This is a genomic window from Collinsella ureilytica, assembly GCF_019795105.1.
In the GTDB taxonomy this organism is placed as follows: domain Bacteria; phylum Actinomycetota; class Coriobacteriia; order Coriobacteriales; family Coriobacteriaceae; genus Collinsella; species Collinsella ureilytica.
The window spans coordinates 63,253-78,662 of record NZ_JAIMFO010000008.1 but is presented as its reverse complement, the minus strand read 5'-3'; the positions used below and the strand labels follow the sequence as shown (position 1 = coordinate 78,662).

The 15,410-nt window shown below is 54.9% G+C and carries 19 protein-coding genes; 18 read left to right on the top strand and 1 reads right to left on the bottom strand.

Going from position 1 to position 15,410, the window contains the following annotated elements:
- The first annotated feature begins 114 nt into the window (after positions 1–114).
- The 17 genes from K6V98_RS07430 to K6V98_RS07350 all read left to right on the top strand — a co-directional run bounded on the left by K6V98_RS07430 (position 115) and on the right by K6V98_RS07350 (position 13,517).
- Positions 115–1,947, top strand: a complete 1,833-nt coding sequence (locus K6V98_RS07430) for an ABC transporter ATP-binding protein (protein ID WP_222199895.1) — start codon at positions 115–117, stop codon at positions 1,945–1,947.
- Positions 1,948–3,771 (top strand): ABC transporter ATP-binding protein, encoded by a 1,824-nt coding sequence (locus tag K6V98_RS07425; RefSeq protein ID WP_222199894.1) that lies wholly within the window; start codon positions 1,948–1,950, stop codon positions 3,769–3,771.
- Between the two features lie 143 nt (positions 3,772–3,914).
- Positions 3,915–4,175: a DUF1490 domain-containing protein gene (locus tag K6V98_RS07420; RefSeq protein ID WP_222199893.1), complete on the top strand. Its 261-nt coding sequence runs from the start codon at positions 3,915–3,917 to the stop codon at positions 4,173–4,175.
- A 102-nt stretch (positions 4,176–4,277) separates the two neighbouring features.
- On the top strand, positions 4,278–6,398 hold the full coding sequence (locus K6V98_RS07415; protein WP_222199892.1) for a heavy metal translocating P-type ATPase: 2,121 nt from the start codon (positions 4,278–4,280) through the stop codon (positions 6,396–6,398).
- A 274-nt stretch (positions 6,399–6,672) separates the two neighbouring features.
- Positions 6,673–7,293 carry a 50S ribosomal protein L3 gene (gene rplC / locus K6V98_RS07410; protein ID WP_222199891.1) on the top strand — a complete coding sequence of 207 codons (621 nt, stop codon included), beginning with the start codon at positions 6,673–6,675 and terminating at the stop codon, positions 7,291–7,293.
- A gap of 20 nt (positions 7,294–7,313) precedes the next feature.
- A complete protein-coding gene (gene rplD / locus K6V98_RS07405; RefSeq protein WP_222199890.1) occupies positions 7,314–7,940 on the top strand; it encodes a 50S ribosomal protein L4 in 627 nt (208 codons plus the stop codon).
- Positions 7,940–8,227, top strand: coding sequence for a 50S ribosomal protein L23 (rplW, locus tag K6V98_RS07400; protein WP_222199889.1), 288 nt, complete (start codon positions 7,940–7,942; stop codon positions 8,225–8,227). The genes rplD and rplW overlap by 1 nt, the downstream gene beginning before the upstream one ends.
- Positions 8,228–8,374: 147 nt before the next feature.
- Positions 8,375–9,208: a 50S ribosomal protein L2 gene (gene rplB, locus K6V98_RS07395; protein WP_222199888.1), complete on the top strand. Its 834-nt coding sequence runs from the start codon at positions 8,375–8,377 to the stop codon at positions 9,206–9,208.
- A 24-nt stretch (positions 9,209–9,232) separates the two neighbouring features.
- On the top strand, positions 9,233–9,493 hold the full coding sequence (gene rpsS / locus K6V98_RS07390) for a 30S ribosomal protein S19 (RefSeq protein WP_222199887.1): 261 nt from the start codon (positions 9,233–9,235) through the stop codon (positions 9,491–9,493).
- 14 nt (positions 9,494–9,507) lie between these two features.
- Positions 9,508–9,879: a 50S ribosomal protein L22 gene (gene rplV / locus K6V98_RS07385; protein ID WP_222199886.1), complete on the top strand. Its 372-nt coding sequence runs from the start codon at positions 9,508–9,510 to the stop codon at positions 9,877–9,879.
- A gap of 7 nt (positions 9,880–9,886) precedes the next feature.
- Complete coding sequence (gene rpsC, locus K6V98_RS07380) at positions 9,887–10,597, top strand: 30S ribosomal protein S3 (RefSeq protein ID WP_222199885.1); 711 nt, start codon at positions 9,887–9,889, stop codon at positions 10,595–10,597.
- Complete coding sequence (rplP, locus tag K6V98_RS07375; RefSeq protein WP_222199884.1) at positions 10,597–11,028, top strand: 50S ribosomal protein L16; 432 nt, start codon at positions 10,597–10,599, stop codon at positions 11,026–11,028. The genes rpsC and rplP overlap by 1 nt, the downstream gene beginning before the upstream one ends.
- Positions 11,028–11,243: a 50S ribosomal protein L29 gene (gene rpmC, locus K6V98_RS07370; RefSeq protein ID WP_222199883.1), complete on the top strand. Its 216-nt coding sequence runs from the start codon at positions 11,028–11,030 to the stop codon at positions 11,241–11,243. Before rplP ends, rpmC begins: the two co-directional genes overlap by 1 nt.
- Before the next feature lie 18 nt (positions 11,244–11,261).
- Positions 11,262–11,534 carry a 30S ribosomal protein S17 gene (gene rpsQ, locus K6V98_RS07365; protein ID WP_222199882.1) on the top strand — a complete coding sequence of 91 codons (273 nt, stop codon included), beginning with the start codon at positions 11,262–11,264 and terminating at the stop codon, positions 11,532–11,534.
- Between the two features lie 82 nt (positions 11,535–11,616).
- Positions 11,617–11,985 carry a 50S ribosomal protein L14 gene (gene rplN / locus K6V98_RS07360; protein ID WP_222199881.1) on the top strand — a complete coding sequence of 123 codons (369 nt, stop codon included), beginning with the start codon at positions 11,617–11,619 and terminating at the stop codon, positions 11,983–11,985.
- A gap of 16 nt (positions 11,986–12,001) precedes the next feature.
- Positions 12,002–12,313: a 50S ribosomal protein L24 gene (gene rplX / locus K6V98_RS07355; protein ID WP_222199880.1), complete on the top strand. Its 312-nt coding sequence runs from the start codon at positions 12,002–12,004 to the stop codon at positions 12,311–12,313.
- A gap of 409 nt (positions 12,314–12,722) precedes the next feature.
- Positions 12,723–13,517 carry a class I SAM-dependent methyltransferase gene (locus K6V98_RS07350; protein ID WP_222199879.1) on the top strand — a complete coding sequence of 265 codons (795 nt, stop codon included), beginning with the start codon at positions 12,723–12,725 and terminating at the stop codon, positions 13,515–13,517.
- 83 nt (positions 13,518–13,600) lie between these two features.
- Here K6V98_RS07350 and K6V98_RS07345 read toward each other — a convergent pair whose 3' ends face one another.
- The gene (locus K6V98_RS07345) at positions 13,601–13,966 is read right to left on the bottom strand and encodes a phage holin family protein (protein WP_222199878.1); all 366 of its coding nucleotides are present in this window, start codon (positions 13,964–13,966) and stop codon (positions 13,601–13,603) included.
- Between the two features lie 302 nt (positions 13,967–14,268).
- Here K6V98_RS07345 and K6V98_RS07340 point away from each other — a divergent pair, with 302 nt between their 5' ends.
- Positions 14,269–15,348: an FAD:protein FMN transferase gene (locus K6V98_RS07340; protein WP_222199877.1), complete on the top strand. Its 1,080-nt coding sequence runs from the start codon at positions 14,269–14,271 to the stop codon at positions 15,346–15,348.
- The last annotated feature ends 62 nt before the right edge of the window (positions 15,349–15,410 follow it).

Below are 15,410 nucleotides of genomic sequence, written 5' to 3'. Positions count from 1 at the left end.
ACACGAGTTACTTACAAGCGGATAGGGTGGCAAAGAAGGGATGAGTTTGTGCGCGGAACCTTGCATGCGTCCGCGTCCGCAAGCTGTTCGTACGGATGATCGAAAGGGGATTGTATGAAAGGGAAAAAGGAGCGCGGTTCCATTTCCCAGCTTCTTGATTATGCAGGAGAGCGACGACCCTTCGCCTATCTGGGGTGCGCTCTTTCTGCCATCTCGATGCTGTTAGGCATGGGGCCATATATCTGTATCTGGTTTGTGGCAAAAGAGCTGCTTGCAGTTGCACCGCAGTGGGAGATGGCTGCTGGGTGTACGCAGTATGGCTGGCTCGCATTACTCTTTTCTGCAGCCTCGCTCATCGTCTACCTCATTGCTCTTCTATGTACGCATCTTGCAGCCTTTAAAACGGCTTCGAATATGCGACGGCGATCTGCCGAGCATCTCTTAGAGGTGCCGCTGGGTTATTTTGAATCACATGCTTCAGGAGCGCTTCGCCGCACGATTGATGGATGTGCCGGAGAAACCGAGACGCTTCTGGCGCACAATCTGCCCGATGCAGCGGGTTCGATCACACTCATTTTGGGCATGTTTGTGACCTTTGCCATCTTTGATTGGCGGCTTGGCCTTGCTTGCTTCGTGAGTATCGTCATTTCACTGATTGGCATCTCGATGATGATGGGCGGCACGGGCGCAGCATTCATGCAGCGCTATGAAGATAGCCTGGTTGCTATGAACAAAACCGGTACCGAGTATGTTCGTGGCATCCCGGTGCTCAAAGTGTTTCAGCAAACGGTCTTTTCCTTCCGCGTCTTTCATGAATCGATCAATGCGTATTCTGAGATAGCGCGTGAGTATGCCGTGGACTATTGCCGCGTTCCTCAATCGGTGGCAGTGACGGCAATTAATGGTGTTGTGATCTTTTTGATCCCGACAGTTTTGTTCCTCGCTCCGGATGAACAAGACCTCGGTCTCTTTCTTGCGAACCTGACATTTTATGCAGTCTTTTCTGCCATCATTCCAACAAGCATGCTGCGCCTCATGTTCTTAGGCAAAATGACGCAGATGGCTGGGGTTTCTTTGGAGCGCGTCTCGGCGGTTGTGCATGCTCCTGTATTGTCGCAGGCAGCTCATACAGAGACCATGCAAGACAATGGCATCGTTTTTGACCATGTGAGCTATACCTACGAAGGCGCTACCAATCCTGCCTTGAGCGATTTGAGCTTTGAGATCGAGCCCGCCTCAACCGTGGCGCTCGTAGGGCCTTCTGGTGGAGGAAAAACAACCTGCGCGAGCCTAGTTCCAAGATTTTGGGATCCCGACGAAGGCAGGGTATTGGTTGGAGGTGCGGATGTGCGCAATCTCGACCAGTCACAGCTTATGGATAGCGTGGCCTTTGTCTTTCAAGGTAATCGACTATTTCGCACGAGCTTGCTTGAGAACGTGCGCGCAGCAAAACCGGGAGCAACTCGCGAAGAGGTTGTTCAGGCTTTGTCAGCGGCGCGCTGTGAGGATATCGTAGCGAAGTTGCCCGATGGCCTTGATACACCGCTGGGAGCAGGGGGAGCTCATTTATCTGGTGGTGAGATTCAGCGTGTGTTGCTGGCTCGTGCCATCCTAAAAGATGCACCTATCGTGGTGCTTGATGAGGCAACTGCCTTTGCCGATCCAGAAAATGAACTCTTAATTCAAGAGGCTATGAGCAAGTTGGCGGCTGGTCGTACCGTGCTCATGATTGCACATCGCCTCTCTACGGTGGTTCGAGCAGACAAGATTATTGTCATTGATCAGGGTCGCGTGCGAGAGTCGGGCTCACACCATGAACTGCTTGCTCAAGATGGTCTCTATGCCCGGATGTGGGCTGATTACGAGCGTGCGGCTACCTGGAGAATTGCCCGTAGCTCAAAGCAAGCAACTACGCAGCCCGTACAACCTGCAGGAGGTGTAGCGTAGATGATTGGCGCACATCTGAAAAAGACCTATGCCATGACGGATCATGGCGTGAAAAATGTCATGATGGGAACACTGACGACGACCATCACCAATTTGGTCATTATGGCGGGCATGTCACTGGTATACCTGCTTATGCAAGGCTTTATTGCCCACCTGACACAAGGGGAGAGTCTCCCTGCTCCGACTCAATTCTTGATCGCGCTCGTCGTGTTTGCGCTTGCTCTGTTTGTTGCTCAGCTTTTTGCCTATACCTATACCTATGGCGTGGTCTATGAAGAGTCGGGCGCGCAACGCATTCATCTGGCTGAGCGCCTGCGTAAGCTCCCCTTGTCGTTTTTTGGCCATCGCGATTTGGCAGATCTTACCGAGACGATTATGGGCGATGTTGCCATTATGGAGCATGCGTATAGCCATGTACTCGGTCAGCTCTTTGGTGCCCTCATTGCAAGTGCGGTCGTAGCGGTAGGGCTTGCGTTTTATAACTTCGAGCTCATGGTTGCGGCCTTGTGGAGTATTCCAATCGCACTTGGCATCTTATTTGGCCTGCGCAAGCTCTTGGCACCCGCTCAAAATCGTGCACGGGCAATGAAGGTGGCAGCTGCTGAAGAGATTCAAGAGACAATTGATTGCATACGTGAAATTCGAGCAACAAACCAGGGCGCTCGGTATATGAAGGCTCTGTCTCAAACCATTGACACTTCCGAGCGTGAAGGCTTTGCACTTGAGGTGATCAGCGGCATTGTGGTGACATCGGCCATGATTATTCTGCGCCTAAGTCTTCCGACAACCATTCTGGTAGCCTTGAGCCTCATCGCAGAGGGCAAGATTGATTTCATGGTGCTCTTTGGATTTCTGCTCGTGGTTTCTCGTATCTATGCCCCCTTTGATCAGTGTCTCATGCTTATTACTGAGCTCTTTGCATCACGAAGCTCTGCTGCGCGTATGCTGGCAATTCAAGAGGAGCCGCTGGCAGGTGGAGCTTTGAGCTTCACTCCTCAAAACCATGATGTGTGCTTTGAGCATGTTTCTTTCTCCTATGGCGAAACTGGGTCTGGAATTGCCGATAGCCAGATGCTTGAGCGGAGCACTCAGCTGGAGCCCGCCGGTGCATCTGTGGCGGCAGCTGGCCAGCAGGTGCTCAAAGATATTTCCTTTACTGCAAAAGAAGGTGAGGTTACTGCGCTTGTTGGACCTTCTGGTTCAGGTAAGTCAACGTGCGCTCGCTTAGCGGCGCGTTTCTGGGATCCCGAGGACGGTCGAGTGCTTGTGGGCGGTGTAGATATCGCTCAGGTAGATCCAGAGGTTTTGCTTGGCCACTATGCCGTGGTCTTCCAAGACGTTGTGCTCTTTGACGATACCGTGATGGGCAATATTCGCCTGGGCAGACGCGATGCAACTGATGAAGAGGTGCGAGCTGCAGCAGCTGCAGCCAACTGCGATGAGTTTGTTGAGCGCTTGCCCGAAGGATATGACACCTTCATTGGTGAGAATGGATCGAAGCTCTCAGGAGGTGAGCGTCAGCGTATCTCAATCGCTCGAGCCTTGCTCAAAGATGCCCCCATTGTGCTTTTGGATGAGGCGACTGCCAGCTTGGACGTTGAGAGTGAGACTAAGGTACAAGAGGCGTTATCGTGCTTGCTCGCAAACAAGACGGTGATTGTTATTGCACATCGCATGCGCACGGTGGCCGATGCTGATCATGTGGTGGTACTTGATGGCGGTCGCGTGCTTGAAGAGGGGAGTCCCTGCGAGCTGCGCGCGCAAGGCGGGCTCTTTGCTCGTATGGTTGAGCTGCAGCGCGAAAGTGCAACCTGGACACTCTAAGGGTCGCTGTATTCGTTTGTGTGAACTGAGGATTTTGTGCAGGGTGTGCTAAAAATGTTGGGTCGCCCGTAGCATTCCGGTGAGAAGAGGTATGTTCGAATAGGGATACAAACGGGCGCGAGCCCTTCGAGAAAGGCGCGATCATGAATCCATTCACCAAGGTACATCTTTCCCTCGTGGGTGTTGGTGTGTTGCTGGGAACCCTTGGTGCTCAGGCACTCAAGACCGATGCAGCCAAGGAGCTTGCGGTAAAGGCCGTTGTATCTGGCATGCGTGCCAAGAAGCAGTACGAAAAGATTGTTGAGCAAGCCAAGGCTGAGCTTGATGATGTAGTGGCAGAGGCAGGGTATCTCGCTGCTGAGGAAGAAGCTATTTCGGTTGTCGATGGTGGCAAGGCCGAGTAGGCACACCCTTCCGTCGCCTGAAGTACTGTGTAGATCTGTGCTCACCTATAGCCGCGACACCGCCCGTGTGGTGTCGCGGTTGTTGTTTAGACGGGGGTTCCCGTGTTTTACTCCATCATTCATGAGGTTCCAGGGCGCATTCGCGTCAAGCTTGCCGGTTCGGTACCGGAGGGCGATATCGATGCGCTTGAGCGTGTGCTTATGGCAGATCCGCTCATTGAGCAGGTGCAGGTGTATCCGCGCACTGCCTCACTTGCGGTTTGCTATCGGTCTGAACAGGCCTTCGCTGATCGCGAGTGCGTGCTTGCATGCATCGCAGCGGTGGATGCTGCATCCATTGAGGCAGCTCGTGCAGACTTTTCGGTTGCTCTTGCCCCGCGTACGAATAATCTCATGATTGATATTGCCAATTTAGTTGGTGGCTATGTGGCACGCCGATGGTTTTTGCCCGCGCCTCTGGGAGTCCTTTTTGCGCTTTGGAACTATCGAGCGTATGTGGCAGAGGCTCTGCGATCACTTGTTGCCGGCAGGCTCGATGTGCCGGTTTTGGACGCAGCAGCGATTGGTATTTCATTCATCAAGGGAGATCCTGCAACTGCTGGTAGCACCATGTTGTTGTTAGGCTTAGGTGAGTTGCTTGAAGACTATGCACGGGCAACTTCAGAACATGAGCTCATCTACTCGCTGCTTGATATTCCAGATTACGCCACGCGTATCCCTGTCGGAGACCCTGATTTGAGAGGTGCAGCAGAAGAGCGTGTTGCTGCCAAAGATTTGGTCCCGGGTGATTTGATTGTCGTGCGCACCGGCATGCCCGTTCCGGTTGACGGGGTGATTGAGCGCGGTCTTGCCATGGTGAACCAGGCATCGCTCACCGGCGAGCCGCTGGCGGTTGAGCGAAGTGTTGGCGATGATGTGTTTGCTGGCACAGCCGTTGAGGATGGCGAGGCCTATGTGCGCGTGCGTTCGGCCGCAGCTGATACGAAGGTGCGCTCGATTGTGAATCTCGTTGAGCGATCTGAAGCGCTAAAGGCCGAGGCGCTGCTGCGCCGCGAAAGCTTGGCAGACCAGATTGTTCCATGGAACTTTTTGTTGGCAGGCGTTGTAGCGCTGACGACCCGCTCACTTGAGCGTACGTCGGCAGCACTGATGGTTGACTACTCATGTGCCCTCAAGCTTGTGGGTGGAATTTCGGTGCTTTCAGCTATGAGTCAGAGTGCGCGCGAGGGCTTTACGGTTAAGGGATCTAAGCATTTTGAGGCGATGGCTACGGCGGATACCATTGTATTTGATAAGACCGGTACCTTAACGGAGGCCACACCAAAGGTGGTTGAGGTCTTAGCGTTTGGCGGTTGGACGCGCACAGAGGTTTTGCGCTTTGCCGCCTGTCTTGAGGAGCACTTCCCTCATCCTGCAGCTCGTGCAGTTGTGAATGCTGCTGCTCGTGCAGGCTTAAAGCACCGGGAGCGCCATGCTGAGGTGGAATACCTGGTCGCACACGGCATTGCGAGCTCGCTCGATGGTAAGCGCGCCGTTATTGGGTCTGAGCACTTTGTTATCGAAGACGAAGCGGTCGTGATCCCTCAAGAGGCACGCACGGCTATTGCTCGAGATTTGCACGGCCTTTCGGTACTGTACCTTGCAGTTGATGGTGAGCTCTGCGGTGCCATTGGTATTGATGACCCGATTAAGGCAGGTGCTGCCCAGGCTCTGCGTGAGCTGAGAGATGCTGGCATCGAGCACATTGTTATGCTCACCGGGGATAGTGAGCAGGCGGCCGCGCGCGTCGCAGCGGCGGTTGGTATTGATGACTGCCGGGCAGATCTCATGCCCGAGGATAAGCACGAGATTGTTGAGCGGCTGTGCGCAGCGGGACGCCGCGTCATCATGGTGGGCGATGGTATTAACGATTCCCCCGCGCTTTCAGCCGCCCACGTTGGCATCGCGATGGGGTCGGGTACGGCTATTGCCAAAGAGGTTGCCGATATTACGCTTACCGGGGGAGATCTGGAGTCTCTCGTGCGCCTGAGAAAGCTCTCTTCTGAGCTTACTCGCCGCATGGATGCCTCATTTGTTCAGGTCATTGCCTTAAACTCAGCGCTTTTAGCCGGAGGTGTCACAGGAGTGCTCTCTCCTCAGGCAAGCTCGATTATTCATAACGGGTCAACGGTGGCCTTCTCGCTCAGAAATGCTCGTCCGTATACGCTTCGAGCTGAGGCGTAATCGCCCGGCATCGTCGTTTGCTTGCTCGAGCAGCCATCCCTTGCATGGTGGGATTGTGGAGATGGAGCTAAACGCCCGGCTGCGTGTATACTTGTCAGGCTGTGCCTCGATTGGGGAGGATTCTTCCTGTAGCTCGCGTGTGCTCAAGGGTTGCGCCGCGCACAATTCAGGTTATCTTTCGCCTACGGGCACGCACGTCAACAGTGGTCCGCTGGGGGCGAGCGCTAAGGGGCGCTCACATTGTCCTAAGACCACCGAAGGTTAGGATCAGCGCATGATCAGCATGATTCTCGGCCGCAAGATCGGTATGACCCAGGTTTGGGATGAGAACGACAATATCGTTCCCGTCACGGTCATCCAGGCTGGCCCCTGCACCGTCTCGCAGGTTAAAACTGAGGCAACGGACGGTTATGACGCCGTTCAGATTGGTTTTGGTGGCATGAAGCCCAAGCATGTGAACAAGCCTATGGCCGGTCACTTTGCAAAGGCTGGCACCGAGCCCGTTCGCTATCTCCGTGAGGTTCGTGTGGCCTCCGGCGAGGAGCACAAGGTAGGCGATGTCGTCACCGTTGCGGACTTCCAAGATACCGCCAAGGTAGATGTTATCGGCACCTCCAAGGGTAAGGGCTTCCAGGGTCGCATTAAGCGCTGGGGTCAGCGTCGCGGTCCTATGACCCACGGCTCTCACTTCAAGCGTCACTCCGGCTCCATTGGTCAGTGCGCCTATCCTGCTCGCGTTCTTAAGGGCGTGAAGATGGCTGGCCACATGGGTAATGAGCGCGTGACCGTGAAGAACCTTTCCGTTGTCCGCATCGATACCGAGCAGAACCTCATCCTTGTTAAGGGTGCGGTCCCCGGTGCCAAGAACGGCCTTGTTGCCGTCCGTATGGCCTAAGGGCAAAGGAGATACACCACATGTCTAAGTTCGAAGTAAAGAACAGCGAGGGCAAGAAGGCCTCTGAGGTCGAGCTCGCTGAGGGCGTCTTTGGTATTAAGCCGAATGCCCAGATCATGCACCATATCGTTACCCTGCAGCAGGCTTGCTGGCGTCAGGGTACGCAGTCTGCCAAGACCCGGGGCGAGGTCTCCGGTGGTGGCAAGAAGCCGTGGCGGCAGAAGGGAACCGGTCGTGCTCGCCAGGGCTCGATTCGCTCTCCGCAGTGGCGCCATGGTGGTGTGGTCTTCGCTCCGAAGCCCCGCTCCTATGCCAAGCAGATGAACAATAAGGAGGTCAAGCTTGCTATGCGCTCCGCCCTTTCTGCAAAGGTGCGCGACGCTGAGCTTGTACTCGTGGATGATTATGGCTTTGAGAAGCCTTCCACAAAGGCAGCCGTTGCCCTGCTCAAGGCTCTTGGTCTTGAGGGCAAGCGCCTCACCATTATTGTGCGTGAGGACGATATGAACGCCTATCTCTCCTTCCGCAATATCCCCCGTACGTTCATCATTACGCCGGATGAGGCAAACACCTACGACCTCGTGAACAATGCAGCTCTTCTGATGCCTGCAGACGTCGCGATGCACTTCGGGGAGGTGCTTGCATAATGAACGCACACAACGTGATCATTCGTCCGATTATTTCTGAGAACACCTACGCTTTGATGGAGAACAATCGCTACACCTTTGAGGTGGCTAAGGATGCGAACAAGTTCCAGATCAAAGATGCCGTTGAGGAGATCTTCAACGTCAAGGTCGTACGTGTTAACACGCTGCGTGTTAAGCCCAAGATTAAGCGCGTGCGCTATGTTGCTGGCAAAACCCGCTCCTGGAAGAAGGCCATTGTCACCCTCCGTGAGGGCGACACGATTGAGATCTTTGGTACGCAGGCCTAAGGCGTACCGCTAACCGGTTTCGGCGTATGTCCGAAGCCGGTTTCCCGGGCGATTCTGATAGAGCCGCCCGGTACCGTGGTAGTTCGGTGTCATTGCATCCGCATCCCAGCTTGCAATGGCCAACGAACAGAGATGAAGGGATAAGGAATGGCTGTAAAGCACCTTAAGCCGACCAGCGCGGGCAGGCGCTGGCAGACGATCTCGGATTTTGCTGAGATTACCTGCACGACGCCCGAGAAGAGCCTTCTCGAGCCGCTGCCCAAGAAGGCTGGCCGCAACAACACTGGTCGCATCACCGTTCGCCATCAGGGCGGCGGCGTGAAGCGTCAGTATCGTCGCATCGATTTCAAGCGCAACAAAGACGGCGTGCCCGCCAAGGTTGCAACCATTGAGTACGATCCAAACCGTTCTGCTCGTATTGCCTTGCTTCACTATGCAGACGGTGAGAAGTGCTACATCTTGGCTCCTCGTGGCCTGTCTGTGGGAGACACGGTGGTCTCTGGTGCCGGCGCTGACATTAAGCCGGGCAACGCCATGCCGCTCTCGGAGATTCCCGTTGGTACCTTGATCCACGCGATCGAGTTCCAGCCTGCTAAGGGTGCAGCCATTGCTCGCTCTGCCGGAACCGCCTGCCAGCTCATGGGTAAGGAGGGTAAGTACGCCATCGTGCGTATGCCGAGCTCTGAGATGCGCCGCATTCTGCTTACCTGCCGCGCCACCATTGGTGAGGTTGGAAATGCCGAGCACGCCAATATCGTGATTGGCAAGGCTGGCCGGAGCCGTAAGCTCAATGTTCGTCCTACCGTACGTGGTACCGTCATGAACCCAGTTGACCACCCACACGGCGGTGGTGAGGGCAAGAACCACACCTCTGGTCGTCCTTCGGTCTCGCCTTGGGGTAAGCCGACCAAGGGCTATCGTACGCGTAAGAAGAACAAGGTCTCGAATGACCTCATCATCCGTCGTCGTAAGACCAAGTAACGATACCGAGTTAGGAGTTAGCAGATGAGCAGAAGTCTCAAAAAGGGACCCTATGTGGAGACGCGCCTCCTCTCGCGTATCACCGCGATGAATGAGGCCGGCAAGAAAGATGTCGTCAAGACCTGGTCGCGTGCCAGCACCATCTTCCCCGAGATGGTTGGGCACACGATCGCTGTGCATGACGGTCGCAAGCATGTCCCCGTTTATGTCACCGAGTCAATGGTCGGTCACAAGCTCGGCGAGTTTGCGCCGACCCGTACGTTCCGTGGCCACAAGGCCAAGTAGGGGGTATCTCGTAAATGGCAACTCAGTCAACTGACACCCAGACCCGCGAGGTGCGCGCCACGGCTAAGTTTGTGCGTGTTTCTCCACGCAAGGCTCGCTTGGTGGTCGACCTTATTCGCGGCAAGTCTGTGGAGCAAGCTTTTGAAATTCTTCAGTTCTGCGAGCGCGCTGTCGCTGTCGATGTTGAGAAGGTGTTGCGCTCTGCCGTTGCAAACGCAGAGAACAACCATCTCATGCGCGCTGGTGATCTGATCGTTAAGTATGCCTTTGTAGATGAGGGCCCGTCGCTTAAGCGCATTCGCCCTCGTGCCAAGGGCTCGGCTTCGCGCATCTTAAAGCGCACCAGCCACATCTCCGTCATCGTTGCTCCCCGAAAGGAGGCGTAAGCGCAGCATGGGTCAGAAAGTTTATCCCACAGGTTTTCGCCTTGGCATCACTGAGGACTGGCGCTCCCGCTGGTTCGCTGAGAAGGATTACGCCAAAACTTTAGGTAACGACCTGAAGGTTCGTGCCTTCTTAAAGAAGCGCCTTGCTCGCGCTGCCCTCTCTCGTGTTGAGATCGAGCGCGCTGGCGATAAGGTAAAGATCATTATCTACACCGCTCGTCCGGGCATTGTTATCGGCCGCAAGGGCGCTGAGATCGATCAGCTTCGCACCGAGCTCGAGCGCGTCGTTGGAGTCTCAAAGGGCGAGCTTTCCGTAGACGTCATTGAGATCAAGCGTCCTGAGCTTGACGCTACCTTGGTAGCTAAGTCCATCGCCGAGCAGCTCGAGGGTCGTGTGGCCTTTCGTCGTGCCATGCGCAAGGCTGTTCAGTCTGCTCGTAAGGCCGGTGCGAAGGGTATTCGTATCCAGTGCTCTGGTCGTTTGGGTGGAGCCGAGATGGGTCGTCGCGAGTGGTATCGCGAGGGTCGTGTACCTTTGCATACGCTCCGCGCTAAGATCGACTATGGCACCGCTGTAGCACGCACCACCATGGGTTCTTGTGGCGTGAAGGTTTGGATTTACGTGGGCGAGAAGCTCCCGGGTCAGCCTCTGCCGAACCCCGCGCTCGAGGGCCCCAGCCGTCCTCGTCGCCGCAATAATGAGAGGAGGGGTCAGTAGTGCTTGCTCCTAAGCGCGTATTACACCGTAAGGTGCAGCGTGGCTCTATGAAGGGTCAGGCAAAGGGTCATACCGAGCTTCACTTTGGTGAGTACGGCCTGAAGGCTCTCGATCGTCACTGGATCACCAACCGTCAGATCGAGGCAGCTCGTATTGCCATGACCCGCTATATGAAGCGTGGTGGCCGCGTATTCATCACCATCTTCCCGGATAAGCCCATCACGAAGAAGCCGGCGGAGACCCGCATGGGTTCTGGTAAGGGTAATCCCGAGGAGTGGGTAGCTGTAGTCAAGCCGGGTCGCATCATGTTTGAGATCTCCGGCGTTTCTGAGTCGGTTGCCCGTGAGGCACTGCGTCTGGCTCAGCACAAGCTGCCCATCAAGACCAAGATCGTGACCCGTGCCGATAACAAGAACGGGGAGGATAAGTAATGAAGCCCGCAGAGATTCGTGAGCTCTCCGACGAGGCTCTTGCCCAGAAGCTAAAGGACGGCCGTGCTGAGCTGTTTAACCTTCGCTTTCAGATGGCTACGAGCCAGCTGGACAATACCGCCCGCGTTAAGACCGTAAAAAAAGACATTGCCCGCGTCCTTACGGAGCAGCGCGCCCGTCAGATCGCAGCGGATCAGACCGCTGCGACCGAGTAGAGTAGTCAGGAGTGAAACATGCCTGAGGCAACTACAACTGAGCGCCATGCGCGCAAGGTACGTCAGGGCGTTGTCGTCTCCCTTTCCGGGGATAAGTCCATCGTCGTCCTGGTTTCCCAGCGCAAGCGCCATCCCAAGTACGGCAAGATGATGACTCGGTCAAAGAAGCTGCACGTCCATGACGAGCAGAACACGGCCGGTCTTGGCGACACCGTAAAGGTCATGGAGTGCCGCCCCTTGTCTGCCACGAAGCGCTGGCGCCTCGTGGACATCATCGAGCGCGCCAAGTAGCTCGGAGGAACGTTTCCTCCGGTGATGTGCGCCGCTTTGTGCGTTGCACCTCTCACCGGGCAGTCAGTTCGGAGGAACTACCATGATTCAAATGCAAACCATGCTGAATGTCGCCGACAACTCCGGCGCACGCAAGGTTCGCTGCATCAAGGTGCTTGGTGGCTCCAAGCGCCGGTATGCGGGGATCGGCGATGTTATCGTCGCCGCTGTGCAGGAGGCTACGCCGGGTGCTGGTGTCAAGAAGAAAGACGTTGTGCGCTGCGTGGTCGTGCGCACCGTCAAGGAGGTTCGTCGTCGCGATGGCTCCTATATCCGCTTCGACGACAACGCTGCCGTTGTTATCAACAATGACGGCTCTCCGGTTGGCACGCGTATCTTTGGGCCTGTTGCCCGTGAGTTGCGCGACAAGAAGTATATGAAGATCGTCTCGCTCGCACCCGAGACCCTCTAAGTAAGGGAGAGACCATATGTCTATGTCCATCAAAAAGGGCGACAAGGTCGAGGTGCTCTCCGGTAAGGATCGCGGTAAGCAGGGAACCGTCCTGCGTGCGCTTCCTAAGGAGGGCAAGGTTGTCGTCGAGGGTGTGGCCGTCGTTAAGAAGGCCGTTAAGCCCAACCAGACTAATCAGCAGGGCGGCATTGTGTCACAAGAGGCTGCTATTGATGCCTCAAACGTGAACCATGTCTGCCCCGAGTGTGGCAAGCGCACCCGCGTAGGCCACCAGAAGGACGGCAAGAACAAACTTCGTGTCTGCAAGAAGTGCGGCCACACGTTTTAAGCTTGGTCTTACCTGATCACACATCGATCGTTTTCTGATCGTGCACGGACCCCGCTCGTTGTTGGTATCCTTCCAACAGCGGGTGGGGTTTTTGCTACTTAGGGTTTTGCGCTGCTTTAGGTTTTCATTACCTCAGGTTTTTGCACCCTACGGTTTCGATATGTACGGCTTTGTACCCTCTGGTTTGCTACCTGCAGTTTTCGCGCTGCTGTTTTGGGTTGCGAGCGCCTCGATGCAGTCGGAGTGGTACTACCTCTGGTTTTTATATCTCTGGCTTTGCGCTACAGTTTTGTCTCGAGACAACCTCCATGCAGCCGGTGCAGTTCTGCTAAACGGTACGATGCTGCTAGACGGTGTGGCACTGCCCATGTCTTCATGAGAAGCAAGAGGAGCATTCAATGAGAGTGAGGTGGAGAAGTTGGTAGAAGCTCGAGATCACTCGCGTGCTCCAGTTCTGTATGCAGAGGCTGAGCTGATGGATGCTGCTCAGGCACTCGCTTCTCGCTTGCAGCTTCCTCTCGCTAATAGCGCCTCACGTCCGTTGGATGTACTGGCCACGCAGACCCGATCAGATACGCTTTTCTTACATCTTGGAGCGGCAGGGCTTTCTATCATGGGAAGTTCTATGCTGCTGCTTCCAGACTTTTCTCTTTTCAAGCCGCGCATTCGCCCCGATCGTCTTGGTCGCGAGTTGGTGGTTCGCGCTGTGCGCATTCGAGGAGCAGAAACGCCCGTGCGCGTGGTGGATGCTACCGCAGGTTTGGGTGAGGATGCATTCTTGTTGGCAGCTGCTGGTTTTGAGGTCTGCATGTGCGAGCAAAATCCCATCATTGCTGCTCTTCTGGAGGATGCTTTACGGCGTGCCCAGCAAGACCTTGAGCTTGCACCAATTGCGGCTCGTATGCGTCTGATTGCAGGTGATGCTCGAGAGATTTTATTACAGCTCGATGCGGCACCTGATGTGGTCTATCTGGACCCTATGTTTCCTGAGCGCAAGAAGCGCTCAGCGGTTAAGAAAAAGCTCCAGCTTTTGCAGCAGCTTGAGGAGCCGTGTGATGTTGCTGCTGAGCTTTTGGATGCGGCGATCGGAGCTCATCCGCGAAAGATCGTAATTAAGCGCCCTGCAAAAGGGCCTCATCTTGGTCAGCTCAAGCCAGCGTATTCGGTTGCTGGCAAGGCCATTCGATTTGACGTTATTCCGTGAGCGGATTACGTGCATGCTTCACGTGTCTCGGGTGAGCAGGACGCATGAGCGGATGGTGAGTTGGTTGCTTAAGCGCGCCCTGCTTACATGCGCTTAGAGGCAACGCCCAAAAGCGATGAGATTATGCTCACGAGTATGGCTCCAATAAAGGCTGAGGCACTACTTGCAATTACAATGCCAGACCCAAAGATGCCCACCGAAAGCTCGCTTGCCAGAATAAACATGCCGGTATTGATGACGAGTTGAAAAATACCTAAGGTGATGAAGGTAATTGGCAGTGAGAGCAAGCTGATGATCGGTTTAACAAGCGAGTTGACAAAGCCTAAGCAGAGTGCAACAAAGATAAATGCTGTGGTGGAGTTTGATCCAACGAGCTCAATGCCAGGTACCAGATACGTGGCGACTGCCACCGCAATGGCGGTAAGCAAGGTGTTAATGATAAAGCGCATGTAGATTCCTCCAAAGATGCACTCAGAATGTTTCGCTATCGGTATCCTGAGCTCACAGCTCACAGCTCACAGCTCACAGCTCACAGCTCACAGCTCACAGCTCACAGCTCACAGCTCACAGCTCACAGCTCACAGCTCACAGCTCACAGCTCACAGCTCACAGCTTGCGAACCCAACTGCGTACCTACACGAAGTTTACTGTGAGATGCGCGGTGAGCTGCCTATCGTGAGCTGGGGAGTGCATGATAGCTCATCATGTACGTGTGGCTCGAGACAAAGAGCCCTGAAAGAGGGGGTACGAGATGGATACAGTACAAGAAGAAACCTTTGGCCTCGTACAAACTCTCTCAGTTTTTGACACCAACATTTCCTTGCATCTTATGGTATCAGACAGAGAAGATCTGTCTGATCAAACCGTATACACGCGCCTCAAAACTGCCCTTGCTAGCTGTGTGGAGCGCTGCCAGTTTTTTGAGGAGCGGCTTTCTCGTACGCGCCCAATCTCAGATCTTTCCCGTGCGCACCGGGAAGCTCCTAAGCCGGTTGAGGTGAGTCACGAGACGGCAGAACTGATAGAAGCAGCACTCGTGTACGGGCAAAAGAGCCGTGGTTGTTTTGATATTACGATGGGTACGGTCTCCGCACTTTGGGATTTTCATACGGGGAAAATACCAACATCGCGCATGCTTGCTCGCGCCCTTGAGCATGTAGGTGCTGAGCGTGTGCGCATCGAGCGAGGGGAGGGTAGTGCGTCTTCATTTCTGGCTATTTCAGATCCAGAGACCATGCTCGACCTTGGGGGTATTGCAAAAGGCTATATTGCTGATGATCTGGCACGACTGCTTGAAGCGGCAGGTGTCGGTCGTTTCGTGCTTGATCTTGGAGGAAATATTCTCGTGCGTGGCGGCAGGCCAGCTCATGATCCTGCAAGCGATGCAGTCCATACGCCATCGAGCAACTCAAAAGCTCTATCGGGAGAAGCTTCTTCACACTCGCTTCCATGGAAGATTGGGATTGTGAATCCGCGTGATCCAGCGCGCTCTCGTGCAATTGTTGAGATCACGGAAGGCTCAGTTGTTACGAGCGGTATTCATGAACGGCGTTGCATCCGAGGTGGCAAGATCTACCATCACATCCTTGATCCGCGAACAGGGATGCCTGCGAGCTCTGACGTAGCGAGTGCCACGATTATTGCTCAGCGCTCACTTGACGCCGATGGATTTTCAACTACCGCACTCATGCTCGGATCTGAAGAGGCGCGCGATTATATTGAGGCAATGCCCGGTATTGAAGCCGTGTTCATTACAAAAAACGATACGGTCATCTGGACTTCAGGAATTGCTGGGGCGCTTTCACTCATCCCCACCCTGCCAACACGATAGGTTTTGTGATTCGGCGCGCACAATAGCGCTTCCTCAGACGCTGCACCTGCTTGACCTTTTAT

What these genes read in the sequence shown, in the direction of transcription:
- K6V98_RS07340 (WP_222199877.1), top strand. Translation starts at nt 14,269, where the DNA reads ATGGATACAGTACAAGAAGAAACCTTTGGCCTCGTACAAACTCTCTCA.
- rpmC (WP_222199883.1), top strand. Translation starts at nt 11,028, where the DNA reads ATGAAGCCCGCAGAGATTCGTGAGCTCTCCGACGAGGCTCTTGCCCAG.
- rpsC (WP_222199885.1), top strand. Translation starts at nt 9,887, where the DNA reads ATGGGTCAGAAAGTTTATCCCACAGGTTTTCGCCTTGGCATCACTGAG.
- rpsQ (WP_222199882.1), top strand. Translation starts at nt 11,262, where the DNA reads ATGCCTGAGGCAACTACAACTGAGCGCCATGCGCGCAAGGTACGTCAG.
- rpsS (WP_222199887.1), top strand. Translation starts at nt 9,233, where the DNA reads ATGAGCAGAAGTCTCAAAAAGGGACCCTATGTGGAGACGCGCCTCCTC.
- rplV (WP_222199886.1), top strand. Translation starts at nt 9,508, where the DNA reads ATGGCAACTCAGTCAACTGACACCCAGACCCGCGAGGTGCGCGCCACG.
- K6V98_RS07430 (WP_222199895.1), top strand. Translation starts at nt 115, where the DNA reads ATGAAAGGGAAAAAGGAGCGCGGTTCCATTTCCCAGCTTCTTGATTAT.
- K6V98_RS07345 (WP_222199878.1), bottom strand. Translation starts at nt 13,966, where the DNA reads ATGCGCTTTATCATTAACACCTTGCTTACCGCCATTGCGGTGGCAGTC.
- rplW (WP_222199889.1), top strand. Translation starts at nt 7,940, where the DNA reads ATGAACGCACACAACGTGATCATTCGTCCGATTATTTCTGAGAACACC.
- rplD (WP_222199890.1), top strand. Translation starts at nt 7,314, where the DNA reads ATGTCTAAGTTCGAAGTAAAGAACAGCGAGGGCAAGAAGGCCTCTGAG.
- K6V98_RS07425 (WP_222199894.1), top strand. Translation starts at nt 1,948, where the DNA reads ATGATTGGCGCACATCTGAAAAAGACCTATGCCATGACGGATCATGGC.
- rplB (WP_222199888.1), top strand. Translation starts at nt 8,375, where the DNA reads ATGGCTGTAAAGCACCTTAAGCCGACCAGCGCGGGCAGGCGCTGGCAG.
- rplN (WP_222199881.1), top strand. Translation starts at nt 11,617, where the DNA reads ATGATTCAAATGCAAACCATGCTGAATGTCGCCGACAACTCCGGCGCA.
- K6V98_RS07420 (WP_222199893.1), top strand. Translation starts at nt 3,915, where the DNA reads ATGAATCCATTCACCAAGGTACATCTTTCCCTCGTGGGTGTTGGTGTG.
- rplC (WP_222199891.1), top strand. Translation starts at nt 6,673, where the DNA reads ATGATCAGCATGATTCTCGGCCGCAAGATCGGTATGACCCAGGTTTGG.
- rplX (WP_222199880.1), top strand. Translation starts at nt 12,002, where the DNA reads ATGTCTATGTCCATCAAAAAGGGCGACAAGGTCGAGGTGCTCTCCGGT.